This window comes from Streptomyces sp. NPDC012508, assembly GCF_042902595.1.
Lineage (GTDB): Bacteria > Actinomycetota > Actinomycetes > Streptomycetales > Streptomycetaceae > Streptomyces.
On record NZ_JBIBEO010000006.1, the window covers coordinates 271,451 to 288,547 of the forward strand.

Genomic DNA, 17,097 nt, shown 5'->3' on the forward strand with positions numbered 1-17,097 from the left:
GGAAGGAGTGTCCCGATGGACCCGTCGCACACCGCCGAGGAGGACGCCTCGTACCGCGCCGAAGAAAACGCCTCGTACCGCCCCGAGGAGGACGCCTTCCGCCTGGAGGCCCGGGAGTGGCTGCGGGCTCATGTCCCCGCCGAGCCGTTGCCGTCCCTGGAGACCGAGGAGGGTTTCGCCGCGCACCGCGCCTGGGAGGCGGAGCTGGCCGCCGGCCGCTGGTCGGTCGTGTCCTGGCCCGAGCGGTACGGCGGCCGGGACGCCGACATCTTCCGGTGGCTGGTCTTCGAGGAGGAGTACTACGCGGCGGGGGCGCCCGGCCGGGTCTCGCAGAACGGCATCAGCCTCCTCGCCCCGACCCTCTTCGACCACGCCACGGAGGAGCAGCGGGCCCGCGTGCTGCCGTCGATGGCGACGGGGGAGGTCGTCTGGGCGCAGGCCTGGTCGGAGCCGGAGTCCGGCTCCGACCTCGCCTCACTGACCTCGCGGGCCGTACGGACGGAGGGCGGCTGGCTGCTGTCCGGGCAGAAGACCTGGTCGTCGCGGGCGGCCTTCGCGGACCGCGCCTTCGGCATCTTCCGCACCGACCCCGAGACGGACCCCGCCCGGCCGCACCGGGGGCTGACGTATCTGATGTTCGACCTGCGCGCGCCGGGGGTGACCGTCCGGCCCGTCGGGCGCCTCGACGGGAAGCCGGCGTTCGCCGAGCTCTTCCTCGACGAGGTCTTCGTGCCGGACGAGGACGTGATCGGGGAGCCCGGCCAGGGCTGGCGGATCGCGATGTCCACGACCGGCAACGAGCGCGGTCTGATGCTCCGCTCCCCCGGCCGCTTCCTCGCCGCCGCCGACCGGCTCGTCCGGCTGTGGCGCGCGGGCGGCGAGGACCGGGGGGTCCGCGACCGGGTCGCGGACGCGGTGATCGGGGCACGGGCGTACCAGCTCTTCACGGCGGGCGCCGCCGCGCGCCTCGCCGCGGGGGCGACGAAGGGGGCGGAGTCGAGCCTGAACAAGGTCTTCTGGTCGGAGTACGACATCGCGCTGCACGAGACGGCGCTCGATCTGCTGGGCGACGAGGCGGAGTCGGCGGACGGCGCGTGGGGCGAGGGGTACGTCTTCTCCCTCGCGGGCCCGATCTACGCGGGCACGAACGAGATCCAGCGCGACATCATCGCCGAGCGGCTGCTCGGCCTGCCGAAGGGGCGGCGCTGATGGAGTTCCTGGCGACGGAGGAGCAGCGCGACTTCGCGCGCTCGCTGGACGCGATGCTGGCGGCGGCGGGGACGCCGACGGTGATACGGGCCTGGGCGGCGGGCGATCAGTCCCCGGGTCGCGCCCTGTGGTCCCGTCTCGCGGAGGCGGGCGCCCTCGCGCTCGCGGTGCCGGAGCCGTACGAGGGCGTGGGCCCGCTGCCGGTCGAACTGGTCACGGCGTTCGTGGAGTTGGGCCGGCATGGAGTGCCGGGTCCGGCCGTCGAGACGGTGGCGGTGTCGGCGCTGCTCGCGGAGCTGGCGCGGCAGGGCGACGACGGCCCCGCGAAGCGGCTGCTCCCGGGAATCGCCACGGGCGGGACGATCGCCACGCTGGCGGTGGGCGCGCCTCCCGCCCCGCCCCGGGGCGCCGCCCTGGACGCGGACAGCGCCGACCTCGTCCTCGTCGTCCGAGGGGACGAGCTGCGGATCGCCGACGGGTACGAGGACGTACGGATCTCCGCCGATCCCGCACGCCGGTTCGCGCGGCCCGCACCGGGCGGGGAGCTCCTCGCCGCCGGGCCCGGTGTGACGGCGGCCGTCGCGCGGGCCGGGGACTGGGCCATGCTCGCGACCGCCGCTCAGGCGCTCGGCGTCGGGCTCACGCTGCTCGAACGGACCGTGGCGTACGCCAAGCAGCGCCGGCAGTTCGGTACGGCGATCGGCTCCTTCCAGGCGGTCAAGCACCGGCTGGCCGACACCCTGATCGCGCTCGAGTTCGCCCGCCCCCTCGTCTTCGGAGCGGCGCTCACGTTCGCGAGCACCGGCCCATCGGACACCGGCCCCGCGACCACCGGCCTCGCGAGCACCGATCTCGCGAGCACCGATCTCGCGAGCACCGATCTCGCGGCCGCCAAGGTCACGGCAGGCGAGGCCGCGTACACCGCCGCCCGCACGGCGCTCCAGATCCATGGCGCCATCGGCTACACCGAGGAGCTGGATCTCTCCCTCTGGCTCCGCAAGGCCCGCCCCCTCCGGGACGCCTGGGGCACGCCGTCCTGGTGCCGGGCCCGTGTCCTCGACGCGTACGGCGGTTCATGACTCCTCGCGCGGCGGGCTGTCGTCCGTACCGCGCCGGATCGTCCGCATCTGCCGCCCCGGCGACCAGGTGCGGACGACCAGGTCGTCGCCTTCGACGAAGGTGCGGACCACCTCCGTCAGCTCCACGCGGAAGACATGGAACGGCAGCGGCATGCCCACGGCCTCCGCGTACCGCTCCAGCGCTCCCGTGTCGGTGACCTCGACGGCCCGGCCCGAGATCCGGACGTCGCCGCCGCCCATGTCCGTCCCCGCGCCCGGGTTGGCGAGGAGCGCGAAGCGGCCGTCGCGGCGCAGGTCGAGCGCCTTGCGGGAGTTCGGCATCATGCCGAGCCACAGCTCGTCCCAGCGGAAGTCGGCCTCGATGCCGCTGAGCCGCGGCGAGCCGTCCTTCCGCAGGGTGGCGAGCGAGTGGTGGGTGTACTGCCCGAAGCGCTCGCGCACGGTCGTGGCGAACGCGGGCTCGGCGGCCGCGAAGGCCGCCCAGGTGGCTCCGGATCCGGTGGTATGTCCCATGTTTCCAGTGAACACCGGATACCAGACACCTTCTGTCTGGATTACTCCGTGCCTTCGCGCTCCGCCCGGCTGCGCTCCACGCAGAACTCGTTGCCCTCCGGGTCCGCCAGCGTCGCCCACCCCGTACCGTCCGCGTTCCGGTGGTCCTCCACCAACGTGGCGCCGAGAGCGAGCAGCCGCTCGACCTCCTCGTCCCGGCTGCGGTCCTGCGGCTGGAGGTCGAGGTGGATCCGGTTCTTGACCGACTTCTTCTCCGGTACCTGGATGAAGAGCAGACCGCCTCCGGGCGTCTCGACCAGCGCCTCCTCGTCGCCGGGCTGGTCCTCGTCCGAGACCTTGGAGTCCAGCACGGCGGCCCAGAAGGTCGCCAGGGTGTACGCGTCGGCACAGTCGATCGTCACATGTCGCACAAGAGATGCCATGGAATCACTATCACCTGATCAACACCCTCTGGCCAACGCCTTTCCGGCAGGACTCAGGAGCGGACGATGGCGCGGGCCCGGGCGGCGGAGAGCCAGGTGGGGAACTCGGAGACGAGCCGGTCGTACAGCTCGGCGTCCGGGACCCTGCGCGGGTCCATGCCCGCGTGGAAGAACCCGGCGTTGTCGACGGGACGCTTGTCAGGTACCGCCAACTCGTCGAGCTTGCGAAGGAATTCGAACTGCCGGCTGCCCGGGTCACCGAAGCCGATGAACTGCCAGAAGAGCGGCAGCATCGCCGCCTTGCACAGATACCGCTCGGCGGCGAGCTGGTTGATCGGCCCGCCGTCGGTCTGGAAGACGACGAGCGCGGGCGCGGTGGCGCCGCTGTCGAGGTAGTGGTCGATGACCGCGTCCATGGCCAGGTGGTAGCTGGTCTTCCCCATGTGGCCGAGGCCGGAGACGATCCGGTCGATCCGCCCCTGGTGGTCGGCGAGTTCGATGTCGGTCTCGGCGTCGATGTCGGTGGAGAAGAAGACCACGGGCACCCGGCCGTCGTCGTCCAGGTTGGCCGAGAGACCCAGCACCCGGTCGGCCAGCGCCTGGACGCTGCCGTCCTTGTAGTACGGCTTCATCGAGCCCGAGTAGTCGAGGACGAGATAGACGGCGACGCGCTGCCCCTCCATGCCGTGCTTGCGCAGGGAGACACCTGCCGACTTGTAGAGACTCACCAGCGCCGGTGCGGTCTCCTCGACCTTGCGCAGACTCAGTGCCACGGACGGCTCCCCTCCCCAGGGCCGCGCGGAGTACTCCCGCGCGGACTCCCTCCCGCATGGACTCCCGAGCGTACGGGATCAGCCGTGGCGCGATTCACGTTCTCCGACGGGCAGCCGTCACGCGCTTCCCACCACCGCGAGGATCAGGGAGGCGACGCGCTCCGGGGCCTCCAGCGGGGGCCAGTGACCGACGTCCGCCAGGGCGTGGAGCGTCGCGTCCGGCATGCGCTCGGCGATCCGCTCGGCGATGTGGGCACCCGAAATGGGGTCGAGCATGCCCCAGACGAATGTCGTGGGCAGATCGCGGGCCTCCATGGCTCCGACCCAGCGGTCGCGGTGGGTGGCCCGGTCGTCGATGTAGCGGATCAGCCGATGGGCGTTCAGGTGTCCGTCACCGCGGCTGAGGCCCTTCCACATCCCGGCCACGTCGGCGCTCGCGTCGTGGCCCTCGGCGAAGGTCGGTGCGAGGGCGCCGGCCAGGAGCTCGGCGTTCAGCGCCGCGCTGAGCTGAGGGCCGAGCTCGGGATCGAGCAGCGCGGACTGGGCCGGTTCCGGCCGGTGGAGTTCGGGGTAGATGCCGCCGTTCAGCAGCGTCAGGGTCGCGATCCGGCTCTTCGACGATCCCTCGGCGCGGCGGGCGAGGAGCTCCTGCGCCACGGTGGTCCCGTAGTCGTGGGCCACGAGATGCGTCGAGTACACCGCCTCGTGCTGCCACAACGCGGCCACCAGGTCGGCCTGTTCATGGATCGAGTAGGTGTGGTCGGCCGGCTTCTCGCTCGCGCCGAAGCCGAGGAAGTCCGGTATGAGGAGGGTGTGACGGGCGGCGAGCGCGGGTACCGCCCTCGCCCAGTCGTGCGAGGAGCTGGGGAAGCCGTGGAGGAGGGTCATCACGGGTCCGCTGCCGGTCCGGCGCACGAACACCTCGCGGGGAACCCCGGCGACGGTGAGCGTGATCTGCTCGCCCTCGGCCCACCACTGCTCGATCTCGGTCGTCATCACAGCCCTCCGGCAGTACGGGGAGAGCGCGGTGCGGCGCCGTCCGGGCGTCCGCTCTCTGCCGCGCGGGATCTCTCCAGGTTCTCGATGTCCGTGAGCATGGCGTCCGCGAGGTCGCGCTCGGCGGCGTAGTACCGCTCGGCCCATGTGAGGGTGAGCATGGGGTACGCCCATGCCTCCTCGGCCTTCGCCCCCTCCACGTCGGCCTCCGCGCGCAGGCGCATGGTCTCGGCGAACTCCCGGTGTCGGGCGAGGACTTCGCGCATCTGCTCGGGTTCGAGGAGATGGCCGAGCCAGAGCCTGAGCATCGGTCCGTGCTTGAGCACCGGCGGGTCGACGGGCGCGGTGCGGGCCCAGGTACGGACGGCGGTCATTCCCTCGTCCGTGATCCGGTAGACCCGCTTGTCCCGGCTCCCCGTCTCCTGGGCGACCGTCCGCGAGGTGGCGAAGCCGGCCTGCTCCAGGCGCTTCAGCTCGCTGTAGATCTGGCTGAACGACGGGCTCCAGTAGAAGAAGCGCAGTGACTGGTCGGCCCACTTCTTGAGGTCGTAGCCGGACAGCTCCTGACCGAAGGAGAGCAGTCCGAGCACCGCCCAACTGGTCGCAGGAAACCCGGGAATCTCCGGCTCTTCGCCCCGCCCCGCCGTCGTCTTGTCCGCCACGGACCGAAGTCTACGACTCTCTTCCGTCCCCCACCTATGACTGCTAGAAGTATTTCTATTCGGAATAGAGGAGTTCATCGTGAAGTTCTCCATGATCTTCGAGGCCCAGCTCGTCGACCCGACCCCCGAACGTGAGCGCCAGGTCATCCACGACTGCGTCGAACAGGCCGTCCACGCCGAGCGGATGGGCTTCGACCGCGTCTGGGCCGTCGAGCACCACTCCCTCACCCAGTACGCGCACATGAGCGCGTCCGAGGTCTTCCTGTCCTGGGTCGCCGCCCGCACCGAACGCATCCGGATCGGCCACGGCGTCGTCACCATGCCCTTCGGCTATCAGCACCCGGTACGGGTGGCCGAGCGCGCCGCCATGCTCGACGTCCTCAGCGGCGGCCGGGTGGACATCGGCGCAGGCCGGGGCGCGACCCGGCAGGAGATGCGCATGTACGGAGTGCGCCAGGAGGACACGTATCCGCAGATGGAGGAGGCCCTGCGGATCTTCTCGCACGCCTGGCGCGAGGAGCGGTTCGAGTGGCACGGCTCCATCGACATCGGCCCCGGCGCCGTCCTCCCGCGCCCCGTGCAGGACCCGCACCCGCCGCTCTTCATGGCCTGCTCGAAGCACGACACCCTCAAGCTCGCCGCCGAACTCGGCATCGGCGCTCTGGTGCTGGGGTTCGCGGGCGCCGACGACGTCCGCGCCATGCGCAAGGTCTACGACGACGCCATCGCCGTACGCGACGGCTCGCGGCTCGTCTCCACCGAGGTCAACGACCACTTCTCGGCGCTCTGCCCCACGATCGTCCTGGACGACGCGGAGCGCGCGCTGCGCCTCGGCACGCGCGGCCAGCGGTTCTTCGCCGAGTCGATCGCCCACTGGTACGGCAGCGCCCCGGCCCCCACGGGCTACGCCGAGGACGAGGACCACACGGCCGCGCTCGCGCAGCGCCGCGAGGAGCTGGTCGCCCGGCTCCACGAGGCGAACGTCCCGGCCCGCCCGGTCGACACCGGCCCGTACAACACCGACCACGCCTACGGGGACGCCGACACCGCCATCGCCTACGTCGAGCGGCTGCGCGAGATCGGCGTCGACGAGGTGATGTGCCTGATCCAGATGGGCACGGTCCCGCAGGACGTCTGCATGGAGACCATCCGGCAGTGGGGCGAGCGGGTCATCCCGCACTTCCGCGCGCGCTCGGGGGAGACCTCGTGACCTCCCTCTCCGGCAAGGTCGTGGTCGTCACGGGCGCGGCGCGCGGCCAGGGCGCGGCGGAGGCCCGGCTCCTGGTGGCGTCGGACGCGCGGGTCGTCTGCACGGACGTGCGGGAGGAGGAGGGCCGGGCGGTCGCGGCGGAGCTCGGCGACGCGGGCCTCTTCGTACGCCACGACGTCACCTCGGCGGAGGGCTGGCGGGAGGTGGTCGCGCGCGCCGTCGCGTCGTACGGTCACGTGGACGCGCTGGTCAACAACGCGGCGCAGTGGCGGACGGCTCCGGTGGAGGCGGAGACGTACGAGAACTTCGAACTCCTCCTCCGCGTGAACCTGTTGGGCCCGTTCCTCGGCATCCAGGCCGTCGCGCCGGCGCTGCGCGAGGCGGGCGGCGGCTCGATCGTGAACGTGTCGTCGACGGCAGGCCTGGTCGGCATCCCGGGCCACGCGGCGTACGGCTCGAGCAAGTTCGGACTGCGCGGCCTGACCCGCTCCTCGGCGCTCGACCTGGCGAGGTACGGCATCCGGGTCAACTCGGTGCACCCGGGGGCCGTCGACACGCCGATGACGGCTGCGGTGGTGGCGGCGGGCAGGGACTGGTCGCACGTGCCGCTCGGCCGGATGGGCCGGGCGGAGGAGGTCGGCGGACTGATCGCCTTCCTGGTGTCGGACGCCTCCTCCTACGTGACGGGCGCGGAGTTCACGGTGGACGGGGGGCTGACGACCGGATGACGGATCCACTGACACCGGCGGCCAGGGCGCTCTGCGAGGCGATGTCGGCGAACTTCCCGGGCCCGGGATCGCCGGCGGCGCTGCGGGCGGCGGCACGGGCGGGCGTACAGGACGTCCCGCCGCCGCACGAGACGACGGCGAACGGCGTACGGGTACGGCTCTACGACCCGGGCACGTCCTCGGGCCCGGGTACGGCCTCCGGGCCGGGTACCGCCTCCGGGCCGGGTGCGGGCTCCGGGCCGGGTGGGGGTTTCGCGCACGCGCCTGCGGATCCCGGCCAGCGGGCCGTCGTCGTGTTCGCCCATGGCGGCGGCTGGGTTCTGTGCGACCTGGACACACACGACGGCCTCTGCCGAGAACTGGCCGTCCGGGCAGGGGTTTCGGTGGTCTCCGTGGACTACCGTCGCGCCCCCGAAGACCGCTTCCCGGCCGCCGAGGACGATGTGTACGCGGTCCTGGAGTGGGCCGCCGCCCGGTACGGAGGCCCGCTGATCCTGGCGGGCGACTCCAGCGGCGGCAATCTCGCGGCGGGCGCGGCCCTGCGCGCGCGGGACGCGGGCGGCCCCTCGGTCGCGGGCCTGCTGCTCTTCTACCCGGCCCTCGACCACCGGCTCGACTCCGTCTCGGCGGACGCGTACGCCGAGGGCTTCTTCCACACCACGGCCCATATGCGCTGGTACTGGGAGCAGTACGTCGGCCCGGGCGGCGACCTGGTCGCCGCCTCCCCCGGTCTGGCCCCCGACCTCACCGGCCTCCCGCCGGCCCTCGTGGTCCTCGCCGACTGCGACCCGCTCCGGGACGAGGGCCTGGCCTACGCCCGCCGGCTCTCCTCGGCGGGCGTCCGCGCCGAGGTGCGGCTGCACACCGGGGTCTTCCACGGCTTCCTGGGGGCGCGAGGCGTACTGCCGGAGGCGGACGCGGCCCTGGCGGGCGCGGCCGGCTGGCTCGCTAGCCTGTGCCGGTGAGGCCGACCACGCCGTACCGTCCCCTGGACATCACGATCCCCTTCCCCGAACTGGCCGCGTACGCGCGGACGGCGACCCGGCTTCACCCGCGCCGGGGCACGCCGACGGCGGCGGACAGTTCGGTGGGCGGGCCGCTGCTGTGGCCGGCGGACGAGGCGTGGCCGGTGTGCGGGACGGCCCATGGGCGGGTGCCGGGGGTGCGGTCGGAGCGGGCCCGGCGGTACGAGCGGATCGTCGAGGCGGCCTGGGCGCGTCCCCGGCCGGCCGGTGCGGAGGGCCTGCCGTACTCGGACGCCGAACAGGCCGAGCTGGACGAGATGACGGACGCGGGCTACCAGCCGGACCGTCACGACGGATCCCCCGTGCCGCTTCTCGCGCTGGCCCAGTTCCACGCCCGGGACGTACCGGACCTGGCGACGTTCGCACCGCCGGGGACGGACCTGCTCCAGGTGCTGTGGTGCCCGTTCACGGACCATGACGACGACGGTCGGCTCAGCGACATGGGCCCTTCGACGCACCTTCGCTGGCGAAGGGCGGCGGAGGTGGCGGAGCCGTGGGCCGACCAGCCGGAGCCCCCGGTCGTCGAGCGGCAGAAGTACCTCCCGAAGCCGTGCGTGCTCTTCCCCGAGCGGATCGTCGAGTACCCGTTCGGGGACTATCTGCCGAAGGAGCTGGACGAGCGGATCCAGGCCTGGGAGGACGCGCTGACGGAGCGGGCCGGGGACGCGGCGCCGCTCTACCAGGACGACCTGTCACTCGCGCCCGGCTGGAAGATCGGCGGCTGGGACTCCTGGCACAGGACCGATCTCGTACGGGTGTTCTGCGGGGTGTGCGGGACGGAGATGCGGGTGCTCCTGACGATGGACTCGTACGAAACCGGAGGGAGTTGGGGCCCGTTCCCGGTCGACCCGCACCAGCCGACCGGCATCCGGGTCGGCCGGGACGGCGCGTACCGGGTTTTCGTCTGCCCGGCGGACCCGGCACACCCGCACCGGATGAGCCTCCAGTAGCGCGTCCCGCCCCGACGAACACCCCGCACACCGCACCCCGCACACCCGCACCCCGCACCCAGCACCCAGCACCCCGCAGGGACACGCACCGCGGCGCCCTCCCAGTCGTCCGGTCGGGGACATTCGGGGGGCGCCGCGCTCAGTTCCGTACGTCGTTGTACGGGACGTCCTGGGGACGGGACGGTCAGACCGTCAGGGCTCGGTCCGTCGGGCGGATCGGGGCCGGGAGGTCGCTCGCGCCCGTCAGGAAGCGGTCGACTCCGCGGGCGGCCGAGCGGCCCTCGGCGATCGCCCAGACGATCAGCGACTGGCCGCGGCCGGCGTCACCGGCCACGAACACACCACCGACGTTGGTGGCGAAGTCCGCGTCTCGGGCGATGTTACCCCGCTCGTCGAGGTCCAGACCAAACTGCGCGACCAGGCCGTTCTCGACGTCCGTACCCGTGAAGCCCATCGCGAGCGTCACCAGCTGCGCCGGGATCTTCCGCTCCGTACCCGGCTTCTGCGTCAGCTTGCCGTCGACGAACTCGACCTCGACCAGGTGCAGGAACTGGACGTTGCCGTCCTCGTCTCCCTCGAAGTGGGTGGTGGAGACGGAGTAGACCCGCTCGCCGCCCTCCTCGTGCGCCGAGGTGACCTTGTACAGCATCGGGAACGTCGGCCACGGCTGGCCGGCCGGCCGCTCCTCGCCCGGACGCGGCATGATCTCCAGCTGCGTGACCGAGGCCGCGCCCTGGCGGTGGGCGGTGCCCACGCAGTCCGCGCCCGTGTCGCCGCCGCCGATGACGACGACGTGCTTGCCCTCGGCCGTGATCGGCGCCGTGACGAAGTCACCCTCGACGACCTTGTTGGCGAGCGGCAGGTACTCCATCGCCTGGTGGATGCCGGACAGCTCCCGGCCAGGGACGGGCAGGTCACGGGCGGTCGTGGCGCCCGCGGCGATGACCACGGCGTCGTACCGCTTGCGCAGGTCGGTCGCCGTGATGTCGCGGCCGATCTCGACACCCGTACGGAACTTGGTGCCCTCCGCGCGCATCTGCTCGATGCGCCGGTTGATGTGCCGCTTCTCCATCTTGAACTCGGGGATGCCGTACCGCAGCAGTCCGCCGATCCGGTCGGCGCGCTCGAAGACGGCGACCGTGTGGCCCGCCCGCGTCAGCTGCTGGGCGGCGGCGAGACCCGCCGGGCCCGAGCCGATCACGGCGACGGTCTTGCCGGACAGGCGCTCGGGCGCCTGCGGCTTGACGTCGTTGCTGTCCCACGCCTTGTCGATGATCGAGACTTCGACGTTCTTGATGGTGACGGCCGGCTGGTTGATGCCGAGCACACACGCCGCCTCGCACGGAGCCGGGCACAGGCGGCCGGTGAACTCCGGGAAGTTGTTCGTGGCGTGCAGCCGCTCGGACGCCTGCGACCAGTCCTCGCGGTAGGCGTAGTCGTTCCACTCGGGGATCAGGTTCCCGAGCGGGCAGCCGTTGTGGCAGAACGGGATGCCGCAGTCCATGCAGCGGCCGGCCTGCTTGCTGATGATCGGCAGCAGGGAGCCGGGAACGTAGACCTCGTTGAAGTCCTTGACGCGCTCGCCCACCGGACGGGTCTTGGCGACTTCGCGCCCGGTGGTCAGGAAGCCCTTGGGGTCAGCCATTGGTCGCCGCCTCCATCATCTTCTCGGTGGTCTCGGCCTCGGAGAGACCGGCGAGCTCAGCGGCGTCCTTGGCGGCGAGCACTGCCTTGTACGTGGACGGGATGATCTTGCTGAAGCGCTCCGCGTTCGCGGGCCAGTCGGCAAGGAGCTTCTCCGCGACCGTCGAACCGGTCTCCTCGAGGTGACGGCGCACGACGTCGTGCAGCCACTGCTTGTCGGAGTCCGTCAGCGTCTCGACGGCGGACAGGTTGCCGGAGTTCACGTTGTCCCGGTCGAGGTCGACGACGTACGCGACGCCGCCCGACATACCGGCCGCGAAGTTGCGGCCCGTCTCGCCGAGGACGACCGCGGTGCCGCCGGTCATGTACTCGCAGCCGTGGTCGCCCACGCCCTCCGAGACGACCAGCGCGCCGGAGTTGCGGACGCAGAAGCGCTCACCGGTGCGGCCGCGCAGGAACAGCTCGCCGCCGGTCGCGCCGTACGCGATGGTGTTGCCGGCGATGGTCGAGTACTCGGCCAGGTGGTCGGCGCCACGGTCCGGGCGGACGACGACGCGACCGCCGGAGAGGCCCTTGCCGACGTAGTCGTTGGCGTCGCCCTCCAGGCGGAGCGTGACACCGGCCGGCAGGAAGGCGCCGAACGACTGGCCGGCGGAGCCGGTGAAGGTGATGTCGATGGTGTCGGCCGGCAGACCCGCACCGCCGAACTTCTTCGTCACCTCGTGGCCGAGCATGGTGCCGACCGTCCGGTTGATGTTGCGGATCGCGACCTGGGCCCGGACCGGCTGGGCCTCCTCGGCCGTCGCCGCACCCAGCGCCTCGGCGGCGAGCTCGATCAGCTCGTTGTCGAGGGCCTTCTCCAGACCGTGGTCCTGCTCGATCAGGGCGTGGCGGACCGCGCCCTCGGGGAGCTCGGGCACGTGGAAGAGCGGGGCCAGGTCCAGGCCCTGCGCCTTCCAGTGCGTCACGGCGCGGCTGGTGTCGAGCAGCTCGGCGTGGCCGACGGCCTCTTCGAGCGTACGGAAGCCCAGCTCGGCGAGGATCTCGCGGACCTCTTCGGCGATGAACTCGAAGAAGTTGACGACGAACTCGGCCTTGCCGGAGAAGCGGTCGCGCAGGACCGGGTTCTGGGTGGCGATGCCGACCGGGCAGGTGTCCAGGTGGCAGACGCGCATCATGACGCAGCCGGAGACGACGAGCGGCGCGGTCGCGAAACCGAACTCCTCGGCGCCGAGCAACGCGGCGATGACGACGTCACGGCCGGTCTTCAGCTGGCCGTCGGTCTGGACGACGATCCGGTCGCGCAGCCCGTTGAGCAGCAGCGTCTGCTGGGTCTCGGCGAGGCCGAGCTCCCAGGGACCGCCCGCGTGCTTCAGCGAGGTGAGCGGCGAGGCGCCCGTACCGCCGTCGTGGCCGGAGATGAGGACCACGTCCGCGTGCGCCTTGGAGACACCGGCGGCGACCGTGCCGACGCCGACCTCCGACACCAGCTTCACGTGGATGCGCGCGGCCGGGTTGGCGTTCTTGAGGTCGTGGATCAGCTGAGCCAGGTCCTCGATGGAGTAGATGTCGTGGTGCGGCGGCGGGGAGATCAGACCGACACCCGGGGTGGAGTGCCGGGTCTTGGCGACCCACGGGTAGACCTTGTGGCCGGGCAGCTGGCCGCCCTCGCCGGGCTTGGCGCCCTGGGCCATCTTGATCTGGATGTCGTCCGCGTTGACCAGGTACTCGCTCGTCACACCGAAGCGGCCGGAGGCGACCTGCTTGATGGAGGAGCGGCGCGCCGGGTCGTACAGGCGCTCCGGGTCCTCGCCGCCCTCACCGGTGTTGGACTTGCCGCCCAGCTGGTTCATGGCGATCGCGAGGGTCTCGTGCGCCTCGCGGGAGATGGAGCCGTACGACATGGCGCCGGTCGAGAACCGCTTGACGATCTCGGAGACCGACTCGACCTCGTCGATCGAGATGGGCTCGCGGTCCGAGGTGAAGCCGAACAGGCCGCGGAGCGTCATCAGGCGCTCGGACTGCTCGTTCACCCGGTCCGTGTACTTCTTGAAGATGTCGTACCGCTTGTTGCGCGTGGCGTGCTGGAGCCGGAAGACGGTCTCCGGGTCGAACAGGTGCGGCTCGCCCTCGCGGCGCCACTGGTACTCGCCGCCGATCTCCAGCGCGCGGTGCGCGGAGGGGACGCCGGAGGCGGGGTACGCCTTGGCGTGGCGGGCGGCGACCTCCTTGGCGACGACGTCGAGGCCGGCGCCGCCGATCTTGGTGGCCGTGCCGTTGAAGTACTTCTCGACGAAGGCGGTGTCGAGGCCGACGGCCTCGAAGACCTGGGCGCCGCGGTAGGAGGCGACGGTCGAGATGCCCATCTTGGACATGACCTTGAGGACGCCCTTGCCGAGGGCGTAGATCAGGTTCCGGATGGCCTGCTCGGGCTCCAGGCCCTCGATGAAGGTGCCGGCGCGGACCAGGTCCTCGACCGACTCCATCGCCAGGTACGGGTTGACGGCGGCGGCGCCGTAGCCGATGAGGAGGGCCACGTGGTGGACCTCGCGGACGTCCCCGGCCTCGACCAGCAGACCCACCTGGGTGCGCTGCTTGGTACGGATGAGGTGGTGGTGGACGGCCGCGGTGAGCAGCAGCGACGGGATCGGCGCGTGCTCGGCGTCGGAGTGCCGGTCGGAGAGGACGAGCAGGTGGGCGCCGCCCTCGATCGCCGCGTCGACCTCGGTGCAGATCTCCTCGATGCGGGCGGCGAGCGCGTCGCCGCCGCCGGAGACCCGGTACAGGCCGGACAGGGTCGCGGCCTTCATGCCGGGCATGTCGCCGTCGGCGTTGATGTGGATGAGCTTGGCCAGCTCGTCGTTGTCGATCACCGGGAAGGGCAGGGTGACGCTGCGGCAGGAGGCCGCGGTCGGCTCCAGGAGGTTGCCCTGCGGGCCCAGCGAGGAGTGCAGCGAGGTGACGAGCTCCTCGCGGATGGCGTCCAGCGGCGGGTTGGTGACCTGCGCGAAGAGCTGGGTGAAGTAGTCGAAGAGCAGCCGGGGGCGCTCGGACAGGGCCGCGATCGGGGAGTCCGTGCCCATGGAGCCGAGCGGCTCGCCGCCGGTGCGGGCCATCGGGGCGAGGATGATGCGGAGCTCTTCCTCGGTGTAGCCGAAGGTCTGCTGGCGGCGGGTGACCGAGGCGTGGGTGTGGACGATGTGCTCGCGCTCGGGGAGGTCCTCGAGCGTGATCTCGCCGGTCTCCAGCCACTCCGCGTACGGCTTCTCGGCGGCGAGGCCGGCCTTGATCTCGTCGTCCTCGATGATCCGGTGCTCTGCGGTGTCGACGAGGAACATCTTGCCGGGCTGGAGGCGGCCCTTGCGGACGACCTTCGCGGGGTCGATGTCGAGGACGCCGACCTCGGAGGAGAGGACGACGAGGCCCTCGTCGGTGACCCAGTAGCGGCCGGGGCGCAGACCGTTGCGGTCGAGGACCGCGCCGACCTGGACGCCGTCGGTGAAGGTGACACAGGCCGGGCCGTCCCAGGGCTCCATCATCGTGGAGTGGTACTGGTAGAAGGCGCGCCGGGCCGGGTCCATGGAGTCGTGGTTCTCCCACGCCTCGGGGACCATCATCAGGACCGAGTGCGGCAGCGAACGGCCGCCGAGGTGGAGCAGCTCCAGGACCTCGTCGAAGGAGGCCGAGTCGGAGGCGTCCGGGGTGCAGACCGGGAAGATGCGGTCGAGCTTGCCCTCGCCGAAGAGGTCGGAGGCGAGCTGGGACTCGCGGGCCACCATCCAGTTGCGGTTGCCCTTGACCGTGTTGATCTCACCGTTGTGCGCGACGAAGCGGTACGGGTGGGCCAGCGGCCAGCTCGGGAAGGTGTTGGTGGAGAACCGGGAGTGGACCAGGGCCACGGCGGTGGCGCAGCGGCGGTCCGACAGGTCCGGGAAGAAGGGCTCCAGCTGGCCGGTGGTCAGCATGCCCTTGTAGACGATGGTGCGGGCGGAGAGGGACGGGAAGTACGTCCCGGCCTCGCGCTCGGCGCGCTTGCGCAGCACGAACGCCTTGCGGTCGAGCGCGATGTCCGTGCTCGTGCCGTCGGCGACGAAGAGCTGACGGAAGACCGGCATGGTGGAGCGGGCGGAGGCGCCGAGCAGCTCGGGGGCGACGGGGACCTCACGCCAGCCGAGGACGTTCAGACCCTCCTCGGACGCGATCGTCTCGATCTGCGAGACGGCCTGTGCGGAGCCGTCGGCAGGGAGGAAGGCGATACCGACGGCGTAGGCGCCGGCGTCGGGAAGGTCGAAGTCGGTGACCTCGCGCAGGAAGGCGTCCGGGACCTGGAGCAGGATGCCGGCGCCGTCTCCGGAGTCGGGCTCGGAGCCGGTGGCGCCGCGGTGCTCGAGGTTGCGCAGTACGGTCAGCGCCTGCTCGACCAGCGCGTGGCTGGCAACACCGGTCAGGGTGGCCACGAACCCGACACCACAGGCGTCGTGTTCGTTACGGGGGTCGTACATCCCCTGCGGAGCGGGGCGACCGTCCATGGGCGACCAGGCGTCGGAACGCATCGGCTCTCCCGTCGTCGTCGTGGCATATGCAGCTGCCGAGGGACGACGTTGGCCCTCCGCGAAATTTCGTGCAGGTTACATGATGGCTGGCTTCTCGCGAAGCGGATAGCTCATTCCAGCATGCGGACACCGCTGACACGGAGCGGTGATGGTGGTTCACGCGTCAAGTGGTGGATCTCAGGGGTGAATCTCGGTGGATCTCAAGGGGTCGGACGACCCGACGCAGAGCGAGCCTCATTGCCCGCGGCGCTTACGCCTCATGCCCGGTGGTCATGCATTCGAAACCGCCGGGTAACGGCTACATATGTCGCGCTGTGCATAGTGTCTCACTGGCCGGCCGATCCGCCCAGGGGATATACGTCACAGCAAGCATGCACGCAGAAGGCCCCCGTCGCAGGACGAGGGCCTTCGGTGCGGGTACGGGAGCGGGGCTCGCGAGCGGGTGCTCGCGGGCGCCCCGGCCTCGATGGCGGGCGCGCCCCGGCTCAGATCGCGGCGCCGAAGAGCATGCCGAGCCCGTACGTGAGAGCCGCGGCCGCGCCACCGAGCACGAGCTGACGCAGTCCGCTGAACCACCAGCTGCGCGCCGTCACGCGGGCCACGAGGGCGCCGCAGCCGAAGAGCCCGAGGAGCGCCAGGAGCACGGCCGGCCACAGCGCGCTCGCGCCGAGCAGATACGGCAGTACGGGAAGGAGCGCACCGAGCGCGAACGAGGCGAAGGACGACACGGCGGCGGTCATCGGCGACGGCAGGTCGTCGGGGTCGATGCCCAGCTCCTCGCGGGCGTGGATCTCCAGCGCCTGCTCCGGGTCACGGGAGAGCTGCATCGCGACCTCGCGGGCGAGTGCGGGCTCGACGCCACGGGACACGTACAGCGCGGCGAGCTCCTCCATCTCGTCGACCGGGTGCTTGCGCAACTGGCGGCGCTCGACGTCCAGTTCCGCCTGGACGAGTTCGCGCTGCGAGGCGACGGAGGTGTATTCGCCGGCCGCCATGGAGAAGGCGCCCGCCGCGAGCCCCGCGAGACCGGTGATGACGATGGTCTGCTGCGAGACCGCACCGCCCGCGACACCGGTCATCAGCGCCAGGTTGGAGACCAGTCCGTCCATCGCCCCGAACACCGCCGGGCGCAGCCAGCCGCCGTTCACATCGCGGTGCGTGTGGTTGTCGCGGTGGGCTTCGTGCAGTGGTGCCTGAACTTCGATGATGGACATGCTTCTCCCCTGTTCGCTCCGGCGGGCCGGGCCGCACCCGCCGCCCCCAACACCCTCGAAAATACGCCCGATGTAAGGGGCCCGCCAGCAAGGCAGGCCGTACTTAGTAAGGCTGACCT

14 protein-coding genes are annotated in these 17,097 nt (G+C 71.5%); 6 read left to right on the forward strand and 8 right to left on the reverse strand.

Annotated features, from left to right (window positions below; translation table 11 throughout):
• Nucleotides 1-15 precede the first annotated feature (15 nt).
• Together ACFY8U_RS21915 and ACFY8U_RS21920 are read left to right on the forward strand one after the other, a co-directional pair.
• Nucleotides 16-1,209 (forward strand): acyl-CoA dehydrogenase family protein, encoded by a 1,194-nt coding sequence (locus ACFY8U_RS21915; protein WP_389572610.1) that lies wholly within the window; start codon nt 16-18, stop codon nt 1,207-1,209.
• The gene (locus ACFY8U_RS21920; protein WP_389572613.1) at nt 1,209-2,288 is read left to right on the forward strand and encodes an acyl-CoA dehydrogenase family protein; all 1,080 of its coding nucleotides are present in this window, start codon (nt 1,209-1,211) and stop codon (nt 2,286-2,288) included. Before ACFY8U_RS21915 ends, ACFY8U_RS21920 begins: the two co-directional genes overlap by 1 nt.
• On the opposite strand, the gene ACFY8U_RS21925 is transcribed toward ACFY8U_RS21920, so the two are convergent.
• The 5 genes from ACFY8U_RS21925 to ACFY8U_RS21945 form a co-directional block, all read right to left on the reverse strand.
• Nucleotides 2,283-2,801 carry a pyridoxamine 5'-phosphate oxidase family protein gene (locus ACFY8U_RS21925; RefSeq protein ID WP_389572616.1) on the reverse strand — a complete coding sequence of 173 codons (519 nt, stop codon included), beginning with the start codon at nt 2,799-2,801 and terminating at the stop codon, nt 2,283-2,285. The genes ACFY8U_RS21920 and ACFY8U_RS21925 overlap by 6 nt on opposite strands.
• A 41-nt stretch (nt 2,802-2,842) precedes the next feature.
• Nucleotides 2,843-3,223, reverse strand: coding sequence for a VOC family protein (locus ACFY8U_RS21930; protein WP_389572619.1), 381 nt, complete (start codon nt 3,221-3,223; stop codon nt 2,843-2,845).
• Between the two features lie 53 nt (nt 3,224-3,276).
• Nucleotides 3,277-3,996, reverse strand: a complete 720-nt coding sequence (locus tag ACFY8U_RS21935; RefSeq protein WP_389572622.1) for a vWA domain-containing protein — start codon at nt 3,994-3,996, stop codon at nt 3,277-3,279.
• A 117-nt stretch (nt 3,997-4,113) separates the two neighbouring features.
• On the reverse strand, nt 4,114-4,992 hold the full coding sequence (locus ACFY8U_RS21940; RefSeq protein WP_389572625.1) for an alpha/beta fold hydrolase: 879 nt from the start codon (nt 4,990-4,992) through the stop codon (nt 4,114-4,116).
• Nucleotides 4,992-5,654 (reverse strand): PadR family transcriptional regulator, encoded by a 663-nt coding sequence (locus ACFY8U_RS21945; protein WP_389572628.1) that lies wholly within the window; start codon nt 5,652-5,654, stop codon nt 4,992-4,994. Before ACFY8U_RS21945 ends, ACFY8U_RS21940 begins: the two co-directional genes overlap by 1 nt.
• Before the next feature lie 79 nt (nt 5,655-5,733).
• Here ACFY8U_RS21945 and ACFY8U_RS21950 point away from each other — a divergent pair, with 79 nt between their 5' ends.
• Genes ACFY8U_RS21950 through ACFY8U_RS21965 form a run of 4 tightly spaced genes read left to right on the forward strand, consistent with a single transcriptional unit; the run spans nt 5,734 to nt 9,567 of the window.
• Complete coding sequence (locus ACFY8U_RS21950; RefSeq protein ID WP_389572631.1) at nt 5,734-6,864, forward strand: LLM class flavin-dependent oxidoreductase; 1,131 nt, start codon at nt 5,734-5,736, stop codon at nt 6,862-6,864.
• Nucleotides 6,861-7,592, forward strand: a complete 732-nt coding sequence (locus ACFY8U_RS21955; protein WP_389572634.1) for an SDR family NAD(P)-dependent oxidoreductase — start codon at nt 6,861-6,863, stop codon at nt 7,590-7,592. The genes ACFY8U_RS21950 and ACFY8U_RS21955 overlap by 4 nt, the downstream gene beginning before the upstream one ends.
• The gene (locus ACFY8U_RS21960) at nt 7,589-8,557 is read left to right on the forward strand and encodes an alpha/beta hydrolase (RefSeq protein WP_389572636.1); all 969 of its coding nucleotides are present in this window, start codon (nt 7,589-7,591) and stop codon (nt 8,555-8,557) included. Before ACFY8U_RS21955 ends, ACFY8U_RS21960 begins: the two co-directional genes overlap by 4 nt.
• Complete coding sequence (locus ACFY8U_RS21965; RefSeq protein ID WP_389572639.1) at nt 8,554-9,567, forward strand: hypothetical protein; 1,014 nt, start codon at nt 8,554-8,556, stop codon at nt 9,565-9,567. The genes ACFY8U_RS21960 and ACFY8U_RS21965 overlap by 4 nt, the downstream gene beginning before the upstream one ends.
• Nucleotides 9,568-9,751: 184 nt before the next feature.
• On the opposite strand, the gene ACFY8U_RS21970 is transcribed toward ACFY8U_RS21965, so the two are convergent.
• The 3 genes from ACFY8U_RS21970 to ACFY8U_RS21980 form a co-directional block, all read right to left on the reverse strand.
• A complete protein-coding gene (locus ACFY8U_RS21970) occupies nt 9,752-11,212 on the reverse strand; it encodes a glutamate synthase subunit beta (protein ID WP_389572641.1) in 1,461 nt (486 codons plus the stop codon).
• Nucleotides 11,205-15,764 (reverse strand): glutamate synthase large subunit, encoded by a 4,560-nt coding sequence (gene gltB / locus ACFY8U_RS21975; RefSeq protein ID WP_389572644.1) that lies wholly within the window; start codon nt 15,762-15,764, stop codon nt 11,205-11,207. Before gltB ends, ACFY8U_RS21970 begins: the two co-directional genes overlap by 8 nt.
• 485 nt (nt 15,765-16,249) lie before the next feature.
• Nucleotides 16,250-16,978: a VIT1/CCC1 transporter family protein gene (locus ACFY8U_RS21980; RefSeq protein ID WP_361593049.1), complete on the reverse strand. Its 729-nt coding sequence runs from the start codon at nt 16,976-16,978 to the stop codon at nt 16,250-16,252.
• Nucleotides 16,979-17,097: the final 119 nt, after the last annotated feature.